A 15,819-nucleotide genomic window follows, 5' to 3' on the forward strand; every position below is an offset into this window, starting at 1 on the left:
CTATTTCAAAGAAGGAGTTCATCTGAACTCCTAAACGATATGACTATTTTAATTCAAATTTCAACTCCGCTGTTGGACGAACCAATCCACGCTCATGAAGCGTTTCTGCGATTTGAACTGAGTTCCAAGCAGCACCTTTGAGGAGGTTATCTGAAACAACCCACATGTGGATTCCTTTTTCGGCATCCAAGTCTTTACGGATACGACCGACAAAGGTATCACGTGAGCCAACAGCGTTGATAGCTTGAGGATAGATTTGATGAGCTACATCATCTTCAAGAACAGCACCTGGGAAGGCTGCGATAGCTGCTTTCACTTCTTCGATTGGGGCTACTTCTTTTGTTTCGATATAAACTGACTCAGAGTGAGCTGACAAGACTGGAATACGAACACATGTTGCAGACACTGCAATGCTATCATCTTCCATGATTTTCTTCGTTTCCTTGGTCATCTTCATCTCTTCGTAAGTGTAATCATTGTCAGTAAAGACATCGATTTGCGGAAGAGCGTTAAAGGCGATAGGATAGTGTTTCTTATCACCACCTGAAGGCAAGATTTCCGCATGCAAATCACGTGGATTCACACCATCATTCAAGACTTCACGAAGTTCACGTTGTGTTTCAAGAATCGCTCCCATACCAGCACCTGAGACCGCTTGGTAAGTTGAAACGATGATACGGTCCAAGCCCCATTTTTGACGAACAGGCTCAAGAGCCACCATCATTTGGATTGTTGAACAGTTAGGGCAGGCAATGATTCCGTTGTGGGCATCAAGTGCATGAGCGTTGACCTCTGGGACAACCAATGGTACATCTGGATTTTGACGGAAATAAGATGTATTATCCACTACTACCGCACCAGCCTTAACTGCGTAGGGAGCATACTTAGCAGATGTCGAACCACCAGCTGAGAAGAGTGCAATATCAACACCCTCAAAGGCTGTTTCAGTTGTTTCCTCAATCGTAATATCTTGATCTTTAAATTTCAAAGTCTTACCAGCTGAACGTGCAGAAGCAAGGTAACGAATTTTATCAATAGGAAGTGATGATTCTTCCAACATTTTTATCATTTGAGCTCCGACAGCACCTGTCGCGCCGACTACAGCAACTGTATATCCCATAAATAACCTCTTTCGGAATTTTCTAAAAATTTCTATAATAGATGTATTATACTACTTTTTCCAGAAATTGAAAAGCATTTTTGGGTTATATTTTCTGAAAATTAAAAATCCCTAGTCATTGACCAGGGACTAAGAGGCATCTTCATGTGATGAGCAGGTTCACACAACTCATCAAGGTCCGCTCCTGCGTTATGACCTCCTTATGCTCAATAGCAGTCCGAAGACTGCCTATCGACTCATCGCATCTACTATTCTACTAGATAGAGTCACTTTTGTCAACAGCCAAAACTCTTTGCTTCATTTATACAGGTGCATAAGAAATATCTTTGAAAAATTTGGGGCAGACATAACAAAAACCCTTGTAAATAAGGGTTTTTGTATCTATTTAATGCTAATTGCCGGGATTGAACCGGCGACCTCATCCTTACCATGGATGCGCTCTGCCAACTGAGCTAAATCAGCTTACCTAAAAAGTATACTATAGTTCTATGTTCTTGTCAAGCGCTCTCTTTTAATTTTATGGAATGAAAAAAGCTAGATTTAGCAAGAATCTAGCTTATAAACTTCTTATTTTGTTAGATCGATTCGCTGTCCCAATTTACCAATCAAAATCGCTCCCACTATAAGTGATGCAAACTCACCAATTCCAGTAGAGAACCATGTGAAGAAGAAGGGAGCTTCTGTCAAGATATGGAGTTCAGCTGCAATGGTAATCATTGAAATGGAGAAGAGGATTGAAAAGAAGAAATGATCTTTTCGAATCAATCCGTTAAAGAGGTAATCTTTGCTGTATTTTGCAAAGAGCAATACCCCTAGACTAAGGAAAACTAGGGTAGAACCTCCACCGACAAAGACATCTATTAGGCCAAAACTACTAAATAAATTAGCAATCATACATCCAATTGTCACACCGATGATATATTTAGGGTTGTAAAAGGCCAAGAAATTCAACATTTCTGAAATACGGAACTGATACGCCCCAAAACTAAGAACATTGATTGGTGGCGTAATAGTCAAAACTACATAGATCGCAGCAACGATAGCGATGTCTGCCATGTCACGAACAGTTAATTTTTTCATGTTTTCTCCTTTAGCGGTTTCCCGCGTAAAATATGCTTGGTGAAAGAAGCTAAGCACCAAGGGTTGAGGTTATCAACCTTACCAGTATAGCACAATATATGACTTTATGCTATACTAAAATCATGAAAAATCAAATAAAAGCTTTCTTTGATAATGAAATCCTTGCCTATCTTTTTTTTGGTGGCGCTACTACTCTGGTTTCTATTGTATCACGTTTGGTTATTTACCATATCAGCCACCAGGAAATCCTCGCAACTGCCCTCGCAAATATTATCGGGATTCTCTTTGCCTTTCTCACAAATGATACAATCGTCTTTAAACAAGAGAGAAGGAATTGGCCAACCCGCCTGGCTAAGTTTTTCTTAGCTCGTCTTTCTACTCTTGGTCTTGACGTTCTTTTAACTTATATCTTTGTTACAACTTTCCCTGATATTATTGGCCAGTTTGTCGAATTTAATATAGATAGGGTTAATACGATTGAAACTATTCTAGCACAAATCTTGATCATCATTTTAAACTATATTTTCAGTAAAATCTATATTTTTAAAGGGAACAACTGACCACTTTGAGCGTTCAAGTTGCTTTTTGTCACAATTTAGGATATAATAAATTAGAAAATTAGGAAAGGAATTTATGAAAATGTTAAAGGATCTTAAAGAATTCTTGCTTCGTGGTAATGTCGTTGACCTCGCTGTCGGTGTCATCATTGCCTCTGCATTTGGTGCTATCGTTACTTCATTTGTTAATGACATCATCACTCCACTTCTATTGAACCCAGCTTTGGAAGCTGCGAAAGTACAAAACATCGCTGAGCTTGCATGGAATGGTGTTACATATGGTAAATTCTTAAGCGCTGTTATCAACTTCCTTGTTGTGGGTACAGTTCTCTTCTTCGTTATCAAAGGTATTGAAAAAGCTCAAAACCTTCGTAAGAAAGAGGAAGTGGTTGAGGAAGCACCTGCTGCTCCAACTGAACTTGAAGTTCTTCAAGAAATCAAAGCTCTTCTTGAGAAAAAATAAAACAAATAAAGGATCTAGCTTAAAGCTAAATCCTTTTTTCTTTACTCTTTTGGTAACTTCCCAGCCTTTTCGAGCATTTTCTTAATCAAGTAAGGCATCTTCACATTTTCACGACCTTTTTTCTCAATGAGCTTTTTCACAAATTCTGGCATCTGAAGGTCGTTTGTCTCCTCCATAATATCCTTAGTGGTTGCTGAAGGCGCTAACTCATCAAAGGTTTCTTCTTCTGGGAGAAAAGCTTTGAATTCTTTGTTTTCGTTGGCTCTTACAGTAGCAACTAAAGCATCAATTAAACGGCTATCCGTATTGGGCATAGGTGGACGATGGTAGGTGACACCTAATTCTTGACACAACTCATAACATTCTACATCGTTGTCAAACAAGACTTCGATGTGCTCACTGATAAAACTAATCGGGACAAAAATATAATGCTCGGGATGTTGCTTTTGTTCTCGTAAATATTCTAAAACATCTGGCTTGATCCAAGGGATTCCAATATCGCTTTCGCTCTGCCAAGTATTGGTATAGTGGTCTGTCATTAGGCCGAGTTGTTCAGCGATTAGCTTGCTATTATCGAAAATCTGATCGATATATGGATCTCCATAGTCTAAGGCAAAAATGGGAACACTGTGTGCTGAAAAGATTACCTTGAAAGGCTCTTCTCCCACATGGTTTCGTAAAATTTTTTCAATCTCATCTGTCCAGAAGTCCAGCAAAGGCTGCTGTTGATACCAGTCCTTAATGACTAAAAATCGGATCTGCTGGCTTTCCAGAAACTTTTCATACCCCATGACTGAGTAAAAAGAATAATGAGGTTCCAAAATCAAGCAGATACATTCTTCAACACCATCAGCTTCCATCTGTTTGATCACGTCTGGAATAAAGGGACGAGAAAATTTGTTGGCAAAGTAGATACCGTACTCCTCGCCTAAACGTTCCTTGACTAAATCAACCTCCTCACGTGTAATCCGCTGCAAGGGCGTCCCACCGATAAGGACGTAGTTGTCATAGAGAGTCTGAATCTCGTGGTCTTGGGGTCTAACTCCACGACGAATGTTTGTAAAGAATTCTGCTACTCCTTCAAAACTAATCTCCTCTGGAGATCCAAAGGTCATCATTAATATTGCTTTTTTCATGTTATCATCCTTATGTTATTATTTTCACTATCTATTCTATCATGAAAGAAAAAAATAGTAAACGCTTCCGACGTCTACTATTTCTTTTTGTCTTTAGACTTTTTATCTCGTCTCATGATTAGGATGATAACGACAAGGAGTAAAATAACGATAATCAGGAGAAGAAAGGCAAGGATATAAATCCAATGCGTTGGTAGGCCTTGATCGAAATACCGCGTCCCTACTGCTTCCCCACTTTTATCCTGGGCTGCTTTTACTGGTGCATCCGTTATTTTAGCTAAGAGGATATGCCGTCCGTTGGTAATATTAAGGAAACAGGTGCTTAATAAAACAATCTTGTCCGTTGAGGTCAAGGAAACATCTCGCTTGTACTTGGCTTTACTTAGCAAATATTGATAGTAGGCCTGGTGTTCCTCATCGTTGGAACTCAAAGTTCGGTAAATCTCCGCGTCATAGGCATCTACTTCTAAAATTCCAAATATCTCAAGCCCTCGTTCACGGCCGTTATAATAGATAGAGCCATAACGATGCTTTTCAAAAAAATCTTGATCCGCAAATTTTTGAATCTCCCCAAACATAGCACCAGAAGCCATGGAGTGACCATAAATGATGGTGTTAAAGTCCGTAAAATTTGGGTTAAAACGATAGTCTAGGAATATAGAACCTGACACAGTATAATCGCCAAAGGCATTGCGGTCAAGGTATTTGACATTGTCCTGACTCTGTAAGAGAGGATAGTCTACCTTGGTCCCATCGAGGCTAATCCAACCACAAACATCCTTGTTGAGGTGTTGCAAGGTTTCAAAGCCCGTACTGCTGGCATCCTTTTCAATGGGATTATAATGATCGTAGTCGCTCGCAAGAGCTCTATCAGCTGTAAAAAGACAGAAAAAAGCTAGAAAGAGGGATAGAATGGCCTTTATGGCTTCGCGACTTGTACTTGTTTTCATATTTCCTGCTTTCTCCTTTCTAGCCTTGAAAATAAAAGAGCAAGAGAGGCTATCCCTTTCTCTTTTATTGGTAGTTTAGTCAGTAATGGTATCTGCTCCTTCTTCCTTTGCTTCTCTTCTACGACGCAAGATCAAATAGAGGATGATGAGCAAGAAGATCAATAGCAAGAGCAAGATAAACAAGATGATGTACCATATCCACAAAGGAATCGATGAGAGAAATCGTCCGAGCGACGAATCATCAAAGACACTATAAGGGAATGGTTTTGATTTTTTCGTATGGAAGGTGTTCTTTGGAACCGTATCCGTAATCTTGGCAACTACGATATGTCTCCCATTTGTTACGTCTAGGAAACAGGTACTGAGAAGGATGATATGGTCATTTGGCCCCAGTGTAATGTCTCGTTTGTGAATGGCAACCGAGAGTAAGTGATCGATATATTCTTGGCGCCGATCATCCCCATTAATACCTGGATCGTAGATGTTAAAGTCATAGGCGTCCACCTCGAGCATTTCAAAGATTTCAAGACCTTTTTCAACGCCATTATAGTAAATACTGCCGTAGCGATGCTGGTCAAAGAATTCCTTATCAGAAAACTTTGCTACATCTCCAAACATAACCCCATTTTCTACATGGTGTCCGTAGATGATGGTATTAAAGTCCTCGAACTTGGATTCATTTCGAGCCTCAAGGAAAATAGCTCCTGTAGCTGCAAATTCTCCCTTGGAATCTTTGTTCAGGTACTTTTCATTGTCTTTGGCTTGGACTAAGGGATAGTCGATATTGGTGCCATAGACATTGATCCAACCGAGAACCTCTGGATTGACTTGCTGTAGCTTGTGAAAGCCAGAAAAACTAGCAAGCTCATCCTTCTCACTGGTACTAACAGGTCTATAAGCCTCATACTCACTTGATGAAGCCTGAGAATAAACCTGATTGGAATCCCAAAGGGCGTAGAAACCAAAGAGAAAGACTAAGGCCGCCAAGAGGAGCAAGATATGATTCATCAATGCATCTACAGCAAGGACCAGATGCCTAGACAAACTCCTTTTTGGTTTCTCACGCTTGATTTTCATCAGTCAAACCACTTGTTTAAGCTTGTCTGCGTTTTTTAGACAAAACAACAAATCCAGCCAAACCAAGACCAATCATCAAGATGAAAGGAAGATTGTCAATCAAAAGACCAGTAGGGGTAACGTCTGGTAAGCTATTTGTGATAGTGTTATCGTTTGGTTTTTCACCAATAAGAATACTATCTTGAGTGAAATTTGTAGAAACTGTACCAGCTTGATTTTTTGATGCTCCGTTCTCCTTATATGCAGCTGAAGCTGTGTAACCTTGAGATCCTGTTTCAACCAATTTATAACGAGTACCTGCAGGAATTGTGTCAAACACCAAAGATTGATCGTGGCGTAGTGTTATAGTTGTTTCTTGACCATAGACAAATGTTTTTGAGGTTTCACCGATTTTACCAGTGATGGATTGTGAAGTTTCTGTAGATGCTTTGGTAAAAGTAAGCTTGAAAGTGAAATCTTTTGATTTATCTGCAGTAGCACCTGATACAACTTTTTTAATTACTAAAGATTTAGCATTTGGGTCAACTTTTGAAACATTTGGTTTATTAGGGTTTGGTTCATTTGGATCTGTAATTTTACCAGCATTTTTACGATAAATGTTAGTGAAAAGATCATATTTGTAAGTAGTTCCACTTTCAGATGGTTTTACTTTACCATTCACACTTGGAGTGACTTGTTTAAAATACACAGAAGAAATATATGTTCCTCCTGTAGTTTTGTTCTTAACAATAACGTGCATTTCATAGTTGCGATTATCATATGTCATAAAATCAATAGGTGAACCATTTTTTTGAATAACTTTCCAACCAACATTTTGTTTTTCAGCAACAGTATAGACATATTCACCAGCATGTGTATAGTTCACTTCTCTAAAAATATCGCCGGTTTCTTTCTTTATGCTAGTTTGTCCAGTTGCTAAAACGTCTGTTCCAGAATAAGATACATTTTTATCTGTAATTTGACCATTAGAAGAATCAATTGTTTCATAAGGTGCACCATTTGATGATGTACCAGTTTTAGGGGTGAAAGTAAAAGTAAAGGTTGCTTCAGGTGTTGTAATTCCTTCCGCAATATTCAACACCTTATTAATAGAAACTTTTGCACTTGTTTCACCAGTTGCTTTGGCAGTTGCCACATCATTATCATCCGCAAATGTTGGCACTCCTCTAAAGACCGACAAGGCGGTTACAGCTGCAATACTTGCAGTAACTAATTTTTTCAAAAATGTTTTTTTCATGATTATTCCTTTTATTTTTAAATTTCTTTTTTCATAAATTATCATCAAAAGCCCCGTCGCCTTAGGACTGTTACCACCTTGCCATGGGTATCCTGTATAGGAATGGTTCCAAAAGCACGACTATCTACAGCCGTTGTTCGATTGTCTCCGAGGACAAAGAGTTGTCCTGCTGGGACTTTCATTGGGAAGCTAGCCCCTTCCTTATAGAGCAGCGTTTCTTTGTAGATATCCTGCTCTTGTTGAGGAGAACCGTTGATAATGAGACCATTTTCGTTTATATCGATCGTACTTCCTTCGGTTGCAATGACACGCGCCACTCTTTCCTTACCCTTATAACTATAGACAAGCAGATCACCAATCGAATAACGTTTATCCAACCTATAGTAGACAACCAAGTCGCCATCTTTTAAGGCTGGCTTCATGCCATCGTCATTGTATCTCAATAGTCCAAAGACAAAAAAGTAAAGGGTGGCCAGTACAAATCCAACCATCAGAAGCTTACTGACTAAGTAGAGGATATCTCCCCATACACTCGGCGGAGACTTATCCCAATTGACTTGTGTTACTGTTTTCTTATGTTTCTTTTTAAGTAGCATTATTTTCTCCTATGTACCACTAGATATCCGAGCAGGATTGTAAAGAAGATTCCCCCTAGAGGAAGGATTATTCCTAACACGAGTGTACTGCTGAGGAAGTCAACTCCGGTTTCAGGTACACTATTCTTATTATTCGTGACTGTCGCGGACTTATCCCCATCCAGCTTGCCTTCTTGATTTTCATAAGAAACCTGATATCCACGCGAAGAGTTTGATTCCTCTTCTACGGTATAGTGACTATCGAGTGGAAGTCCATCAATTTTTATGGTTTGGTCTTTGTTGAGATCAATAGACGCTCGACCATTCGTGAATTGCAGAGAGGTTCTTTTATTATTCACCGTTGCATTATAGGTTCCATTCAATGGGCTATTCTGAGCATCCCTGATGTTAATGGTAATCTTGAAGGATTTTAATAGATTGGCAAATACGCCTGTAACTTTTTTTGTGACTGATAAACTTGGAAGCTTGTGATTTGTAACAATACTGCTTTCGTCTTTATTCAGATCACCCTCTTGATTCTCATATGTAACGTGGTAACCGTTCGTTGATGCCGCTTCTTCTTCAACTTTGTAATGAGTTCCATACGGGAGATATTTTAGAGATTTTTCGGCATTATGTGTTAATGGTATTTGAGCACGTCCATTAGTAACTTTGATATCACCGAAAGTACCATTTATAGGATTTCGTTCTTTATCAGTTAGCTCGATGTTAATATTAAAACTCTTATTCGATGTATCTTCAGGGACTAATATCTTTCTTATCGTCAAACTAGGTAATTGACGATAAGATACTTTAAAGGTTGGCGATTGGTCCGTTCCTTCTTTTTTTACTTCCTTAGTAAAACCTGGAACATCAGGGGCTGTAAGATCATATTGATAACCCTTAGCTACTTTTTCAAAATTGGAAGTTTCACTTAGTTCACCTGCTTTTACTCCAACACTAGTTTTCCTATATTCATTCTTGTCAGTTCCGCCACTCTTGCTCTTTTGAATTAATTTAAAATCTAAAGCCTTAGGTTGACTAGCTGTTACTGTGCTACTTCCATTAACACCTTCCCACTTAACTTCCACTGGAACCGTTAATGGATCTGAAGGCTTGAAGGTTGGTTTGTCAGAGTAATCTTTGATCTTGGTTTGAGAGGTGCCTATTCCATAAGAATATGTGACACTAGCTCCTTTATTGGAGTAGAGTTTATTAACATCGGATCCCTCAGCATCCCCAGCCTCTAATTTTTTATCACCAGCGATAGCATCTAGAGCTTCTTGACTAGATGCAACTTTAAATTTTAGTACATATCTAGCGCCATCTTCCAAGGAATAATTAGGAGAAAAATTAGCCGTAACCTCCACTAATCCTTCTGAGCTTGTCTTGGTTTCAAAAGTTACTTGCTCGTTGCTTAATGTTTCACTGCTACCATCTTTCTCTTTAACGACACGAAAATCTGAAGATCCATTAGGTAATAACTGAACATACTTAGAAAGAACATCCTTGATGGTCACATGGTGGACCCCCAGAGGCAAAATCTTATCTGTGATATCTTTAAAACTGTCTCGTAACTGGTCTTCATTATTTGCGGATAGGATTTCATTAGGAATAGAAGAATTGTGGTACCTGATATAATACTGCAAACTGGTAATACTATCGACATTATTTGAATAACGAAACTTAATAGAGTAAAAGCCAGCTAGTTTTGGAGCGAGACTATAGGCGAGATTATTGATAGATACATCTAAATTATTCCAGAACCAATCTGGTGCCGTTTCTGATCCATCTTGATTATTATAGTTATAAACTGTATAACCACTGTCATTGTAATACATATTGGCAAAACCATCTGATAGAACAATAACAACCTTCTTGGCATTTGGTCTTGCACTATCTATCAATTGATTAGCAATACGAATACCCGCACTAATATTGGTTCCTGTACCGATTCCTGATTCAGTCCCTATTGATTGACCGCCAGCAATTCTCATATTACTGACTGCAGTCTTTGAACCACTAGCATCGTTATTCCAATTTAAAATTGTTTCCGCATCATCCCATGGGGACACACCATCATAAAATGCTGTTCTCTCTTCATACGGCCAATACCGATACCCCCACTCCCATTTTCGGTAGTAGGAATTCCATGCTTGTTCCGCAAACTTATTATCGATTTTTCCACCAAAACCTACCATGGATAACCGATTATTTGAATTGGATAAAATCGTATCAATTAATCCCTGACGATTTCGAGTTCCTTTAAGGGTATTTTTTAAAGCATCCAATCTTGTAATTGTTCGGCCAGTAGAAGAAGGAACATCTCTCTTATTCATACTTCCTGAGAGGTCTGCTACTAAAACAACATCCAAGGGATCCGTTTGGGTCTCCGTTCCCAGTTTGGATGTGATATCCAATGACAACTCATACTTGTCATCCTGTCCTGATATCGGAGTAATTGTCTTATGAAGAGTTGTCTGAGGTTCTGTAGTAGAATCTGCATTTAACAGACTTATCGGAGCACACAAAAACAGAATAGCTAACAGTGTAACTAAACGGCGCGCAATAATTTGAACTTTCTTAAAATCGAAGCGAATGTTCATTTTATTCTCCTTAATTATTTTGCTTTTAAATCTATTGTTATATCAATCTAAACATTTGCAAGACAATTGTACAATAAAGTTCACGCAGTGTCAATTAATATGATTAATTTTATATTATGTTAATTAATAAAAGAGTATGATTCTTCTTTGTCTTTCAAACTATTCTATGGTAAAATGATAAAAGAAATAAAAAATCTCATAAAATATCAATGCATATATTTTATTCTAAGATATCCAAGATTTCATTTGAAAGTCTATTGAATTTGAATTATTATATTTTTTCAAAATTCATGAAATTTTCAGAATGAGGCTTTTTCCGAAGATAGCATTCTATTTTATGATTGTTAAAGGAGTTTTTATGACTTATCCGAACCTTTTAGATCGTTTTTTGACCTACGTTAAGGTCAATACTCGTTCTGATGAACACTCTACTACTACTCCAAGTACGCAAAGCCAGGTAGATTTTGCGACCAATGTTCTTATTCCCGAAATGAAACGTGTCGGTCTGCAAAATGTTTACTACCTTCCAAATGGTTTCGCCATTGGTACCTTACCAGCTAATGATCCTAGCTTGACACGCAAGATTGGCTTCATCTCCCACATGGACACAGCTGACTTTAATGCTGAGGGAATTAATCCGCAAGTCATCAAAAATTACGATGGTGGAGCTATCGACTTAGGAGATTCTGGTTTTAAACTCGATCCTGCTGATTTCAAGAGCCTTGAGAAATATCCAGGCCAAACGCTTATCACAACTGATGGCACGACCTTGCTGGGTGCTGATGACAAGTCAGGGATTGCTGAAATTATGACTGCTATCGAATATTTGACAGCTCATCCTGAAATCAAACACTGTGAGATTCGAGTTGGTTTTGGACCAGATGAAGAAATTGGTGTTGGAGCTAACAAGTTTGATGCTGAAGATTTTGACGTTGACTTTGCCTATACTGTTGACGGTGGTCCGCTAGGAGAACTTCAGTACGAGACTTTCTCAGCAGCAGCTGCTGAACTCCATTTCCAAGGGCGCAATGTTCATCCTGGTACTGCTAAAGGTCAGATGGTCAATGCCCTTCAGCTAGCGATTGATTTTCATAATCAACTTCCAGAGAATGACCGACCTGAATTGACAGACGGTTATCAAGGTTTCTATCATCTTATGGATGTGACAGGTAGTGTCGAGGAGGCGCGTGCAAGCTACATCATTCGTGACTTTGAAAAGGATTCCTTTGAAACACGTAAAGCAGCTATGCAAGCCATCGCTGACAAGATGAATCAAGAGCTTGGGAATGATCGCGTGACTTTAACTCTGACAGACCAGTACTACAATATGAAGGAAGTCATTGAGAAAGACATGACATCCGTTACCATTGCTAAAGCTGTTATGGAAGATTTAAATATCACGCCTATTATCGAACCAATTCGTGGTGGAACAGATGGCTCTAAGATTTCCTTTATGGGAATTCCAACTCCAAATATCTTTGCTGGTGGTGAAAACATGCATGGACGTTTTGAATACGTCAGCCTTCAGACTATGGAGCGTGCGGTGGATACCATCATTGGCATTGTATCCTATAAAGACTAAAAAAGACGAGGTAGCTTAGCTACTTCGCCTTTCTTTTTATTCTACTGGTTTTTCTTGATTTTCAGTGCTTGTTGTAGATTCTGTTGTTTCCTTTTCTGAAGTTGATTCAGCTGGTTTAGAATCTGTTGCATTACTCGGTTTGTTTTCGTCGCTGGTAGTTTCGCTGTTAGATTCTGCAGTTGCTGATGTTTCAGTTTCAGTACTTGTCTTACCACTATTTGCTTCAACATTTCTTGTTGGGGTTGCTTCTTCACCGACGCTTGATTTTGACTTGATTTCTTGATTTAAGACCAGAATAGATTTTGTCAATTCAAGTAAAGCGGCTTTATCTTTACTCTTAGCAGATAGCTGATCTAGTAGAGCATCAACCTTATCAAAGTCTGCATCAGAACCCTTATTATTTTCTAAATATGAGTGAAGCGACATGAGAATATCGTAGAGTTTTTGATAGAGTACAAGTGTCTGAGGATCTTGCTCTGCATTTTCCTTCTCTTGTTTAAGGGCGCTAGCGATACGAGTCAAGACGTCTTTCACCTGACTATTTACTTCATCCAAGTCTGCATCAGCCTTGTTTGTGGCAGCTTTGAGATTTTCTACTTCTTCTGCCAATGATTGTTTGATACCTTCTTCTTGGATTTGTTCCAAGAGTTGATTTGCCTTGCTCAGGAGACTCTCTACTTGTTCCTTGCTAACATGGTTGACATGTTCCTCAGGCATAAAGTCTCCATACAATTCTTTCAAGAAGCCATAAATAGCTGTTTTGGCACTTTGATTATCGACTTTTTCAGTATCTAGAACTGTTTGCGTTGATTTTGCAGTAGTTGGTTGAGCTTTCAAAGCTTCTTCCACTTCTTGTTTTGCCTGATAGATGCTTGGGAATAATTTGTTCAATTCTGCTGCCTTAAGGAAGGATTGAGATTGATACAAGGTCCAAGTCAACTGAGCTACTTTATTTCGCAGTTCATCACTCAAACGACCATCATTTACGTGTTCGTAGAAATACTTGATGTATTCTACAGTTGTAACACCTGTTCGATCATTAAAGTCTTGTAAGGCTTGAAGTTGTGATTCAACCGCTGCTAAACCAGCCTCATCTTTAGCTAATTTAGCTTCTTGAAGTTGAACGAGAAGCTCTTTCTTAGGAAGACCATAAGAGTCTGTATCTAGTGTATTGATTTTATCAATCAAGGCCTGATATTTCTTATCTAGAGCGCTTGTTTCAACAGGTTTGATACTTTCATCAATATGGATATATTGCTTATCAAAAAGATCAAGTGTTGCAAGATAACCTGCCGTAGAGTTGGTTGCTAGTTTCTTCATATTTTCAGTAAACTGACCTAAAGCTAATTCAATCTGTCTTTGTGCGATAGGCTTGTCTTTGTAAATATTTCTGCTATATTCTAAAAGTTGATCCACTTTAGATAGAACAGTTTGTTCATCAAAAGCCCCAGGTTGATAGGTCGATTGTAGGGCCGGAATCTTATTTTTCAAAGCTACTTCATAGCCCTTGGTTTGAACCTTGATGTAGTGATTGTGGTCTCCGTGAGGAATCACAAAACTACCATTTTCTACTTGCAAACTATAAGGAGACACCCCATCACGTAGTGCAGTCGTATAAAGTTCATTTAGGAAATCCAGTTCTGGATTTCCAGTTTGGAGAGGAATACGAACATGTTCTTTTCGAACGGCATAGGGATGGATATGGGTTGGATCATAAGCTTGATCCGGATTTCCAAAGACAAAGAATCCATTTGAAATGCGAATGGCTTCTAGCGGTACACCGTAGGTCTTAGCAATATACTCCATTTTTTCTTTGTCACTGGCCTCTCTAGAAAATGCTTCTACATCTTTTGCAAGAGGTTTAACAGACTCAGTTTTATGACTGTTTAAATGTTCTTGAGCAGCTTTAATCTGATCTTTTGTTAAATCTTTTTTAAAGAAATAGTGGTTGTGATCTCCATGAGAAACGACAAATCCTTTATCATCTTCACTTATCACTCGATCTGCTGCAAAGCCATGATCGTGTTCTTCCTCATGATGGTTTCCATGGTTATCATGATGGTGTTCTTCTGGTTTACTAATGTGGTTATCTGGGCTAGTTTCTGAATGTTTATTTCCGTACAAGTGATCTTGTGCTGCCTTGATTTGCTCAGGTGTCAAATCTTTCTTAAAGAAGTAATGATTGTGATCACCATGACTCATGATAAAGCCAGCTGCATCTTCGCTGATGACTCTATCCGCATCAAAGCCGTGATCATGGTCTTCACCATGATGGTGGTCATGCTCATCTTCATCATGGTCCTCATGACTTGGACTTGGTGTCACTGGTGACTTAGCTTTCAAATGATCTTGTGCTGCCTTGATTTGCTCAGGTGTCAAATCTTTCTTAAAGAAGTAATGATTGTGATCACCATGACTCATGACAAAACCTTCTGAATCTTCACTTATAATTCTATTTGCATCAAAACCATGATCGTGTTCCTCTTCTTCATGGTGAACATGTGGTAACGGATTATTTGGTGTAGAATTAGAAGGACTTTCTAAGCTTGGAGTGTTAGATTGTGCTTGATGATTGTTAAGAGATGATTTAGGGATATAGTGATAGTGGTCCCCATGTCGTACGATATAAGCATCGCCAGTATCTCTGACAATATCATTAGGGTTAAAGACATAACCATCATCTGCTGCAGAAACACCATTATTCGGTGTCAGTGACAAGGGTTGACTGAGAGCTGAACTATTGCCAGATAAATAAGCCTTTGCGGCAGCTAATTCACCCGCTGACAGATCACTCTTAGGAATATAATGGAAGTGTCCTCCGTGGGGAACGATATAAGCATCTCCTGTATCTTCAATGATATCAGAAGCGTTAAAAACATAACCGTCATCAGTTGTATAACGTCCTTGAGCTCTAGCTGCCACAACTTCCTTAGAATCATTTTTTTGGTCAGATGTATGCCCTTGTTTTTGTTTTTCAATTTGTTCTTTGGTACGAATATTTTCAGCTTGACTAGCATTTTTTAGGTAGACATAATACTTACCATCAACCTTGATAATGTAGCCACCTTTGATTTCGTTGACAATATCAGCGTCTTTCAGTTGATAATTGGCATCTTTCATCAACAGCTCTTCGCTGAAAATCGCGTCAAAAGGAACTTTACCATTGTAATAATGGAAATGATCACCGTGTGAAGTCACATAACCTTGATCGGTAATTTTCACAACAATTTGTTCAGCCTGAATGTCTTCTTTTTTGCTAACTTGATCTGGTGTCTGATTCTCTGTTTTTTTAGTATCTTGCTTCCCATCGACATAAGACACACGGTTATTATCTTTATTTCCTTCTACCTGGTGTTGGTTCAATGCATAGATGCAAAGGCTTAGGGAAAGGACAAGAGCCGATCCTGCTACAATATATTTCTTCTTCATTTTCATC

General features: G+C 38.7%; 12 protein-coding genes, 1 tRNA gene and 1 riboswitch. Of the genes, 3 read left to right on the plus strand and 10 right to left on the minus strand.

Features of this window, described 5'->3' with window-relative positions:
* Nucleotides 1–43: 43 nt before the first annotated feature.
* The 3 genes from AB2B49_RS05075 to AB2B49_RS05085 all read right to left on the minus strand — a co-directional run bounded on the left by AB2B49_RS05075 (nt 44) and on the right by AB2B49_RS05085 (nt 2,200).
* On the minus strand, nt 44–1,120 hold the full coding sequence (locus tag AB2B49_RS05075; protein ID WP_320691972.1) for an aspartate-semialdehyde dehydrogenase: 1,077 nt from the start codon (nt 1,118–1,120) through the stop codon (nt 44–46).
* Between the two features lie 389 nt (nt 1,121–1,509).
* Nucleotides 1,510–1,582 (minus strand) — tRNA-Thr (locus tag AB2B49_RS05080).
* A gap of 105 nt (nt 1,583–1,687) precedes the next feature.
* The gene (locus AB2B49_RS05085; RefSeq protein ID WP_000737303.1) at nt 1,688–2,200 is read right to left on the minus strand and encodes a QueT transporter family protein; all 513 of its coding nucleotides are present in this window, start codon (nt 2,198–2,200) and stop codon (nt 1,688–1,690) included.
* A riboswitch (PreQ1 riboswitch) is annotated at nt 2,198–2,294 on the minus strand. It overlaps the preceding gene by 3 nt.
* A 28-nt stretch (nt 2,295–2,322) precedes the next feature.
* Between AB2B49_RS05085 and AB2B49_RS05090 the strand changes: the two genes are divergently transcribed.
* Together AB2B49_RS05090 and mscL are read left to right on the plus strand one after the other, a co-directional pair.
* Nucleotides 2,323–2,760, plus strand: a complete 438-nt coding sequence (locus tag AB2B49_RS05090) for a GtrA family protein (protein WP_002874529.1) — start codon at nt 2,323–2,325, stop codon at nt 2,758–2,760.
* Between the two features lie 79 nt (nt 2,761–2,839).
* Nucleotides 2,840–3,220: a large conductance mechanosensitive channel protein MscL gene (gene mscL, locus AB2B49_RS05095; RefSeq protein ID WP_000910207.1), complete on the plus strand. Its 381-nt coding sequence runs from the start codon at nt 2,840–2,842 to the stop codon at nt 3,218–3,220.
* A gap of 41 nt (nt 3,221–3,261) precedes the next feature.
* Here the strand turns inward: mscL and hemH are convergent, their stop codons facing one another.
* The 6 genes from hemH to pitA form a co-directional block, all read right to left on the minus strand.
* The gene (gene hemH / locus AB2B49_RS05100; protein ID WP_320691973.1) at nt 3,262–4,356 is read right to left on the minus strand and encodes a ferrochelatase; all 1,095 of its coding nucleotides are present in this window, start codon (nt 4,354–4,356) and stop codon (nt 3,262–3,264) included.
* Between the two features lie 77 nt (nt 4,357–4,433).
* The gene (gene srtB / locus AB2B49_RS05105; RefSeq protein ID WP_320691974.1) at nt 4,434–5,306 is read right to left on the minus strand and encodes a class B sortase; all 873 of its coding nucleotides are present in this window, start codon (nt 5,304–5,306) and stop codon (nt 4,434–4,436) included.
* Nucleotides 5,307–5,381: 75 nt separating this feature from the next.
* Entirely contained in the window at nt 5,382–6,383 is a 1,002-nt protein-coding gene (srtB, locus tag AB2B49_RS05110; protein ID WP_049505768.1) for a class B sortase, read from the minus strand.
* A 16-nt stretch (nt 6,384–6,399) separates the two neighbouring features.
* The gene (locus AB2B49_RS05115) at nt 6,400–7,665 is read right to left on the minus strand and encodes a DUF7601 domain-containing protein (RefSeq protein ID WP_049505767.1); all 1,266 of its coding nucleotides are present in this window, start codon (nt 7,663–7,665) and stop codon (nt 6,400–6,402) included.
* Entirely contained in the window at nt 7,665–8,216 is a 552-nt protein-coding gene (sipA, locus tag AB2B49_RS05120) for a PI-2 pilus system signal peptidase SipA (RefSeq protein ID WP_033629816.1), read from the minus strand. Before sipA ends, AB2B49_RS05115 begins: the two co-directional genes overlap by 1 nt.
* Nucleotides 8,216–10,801, minus strand: a complete 2,586-nt coding sequence (pitA, locus tag AB2B49_RS05125) for a PI-2 pilus tip adhesin PitA (protein ID WP_320691975.1) — start codon at nt 10,799–10,801, stop codon at nt 8,216–8,218. Before pitA ends, sipA begins: the two co-directional genes overlap by 1 nt.
* Nucleotides 10,802–11,159: 358 nt before the next feature.
* Between pitA and pepT the strand changes: the two genes are divergently transcribed.
* Complete coding sequence (gene pepT / locus AB2B49_RS05130; RefSeq protein WP_320691976.1) at nt 11,160–12,383, plus strand: peptidase T; 1,224 nt, start codon at nt 11,160–11,162, stop codon at nt 12,381–12,383.
* Between the two features lie 36 nt (nt 12,384–12,419).
* Here the strand turns inward: pepT and AB2B49_RS05135 are convergent, their stop codons facing one another.
* Nucleotides 12,420–15,818, minus strand: a complete 3,399-nt coding sequence (locus AB2B49_RS05135) for a pneumococcal-type histidine triad protein (protein WP_320691977.1) — start codon at nt 15,816–15,818, stop codon at nt 12,420–12,422.
* Between the last annotated feature and the right edge of the window lies 1 nt (nt 15,819).

It is taken from the genome of Streptococcus jiangnanensis (genome assembly GCF_040888325.1).
GTDB classification, from domain to species: domain Bacteria; phylum Bacillota; class Bacilli; order Lactobacillales; family Streptococcaceae; genus Streptococcus; species Streptococcus jiangnanensis.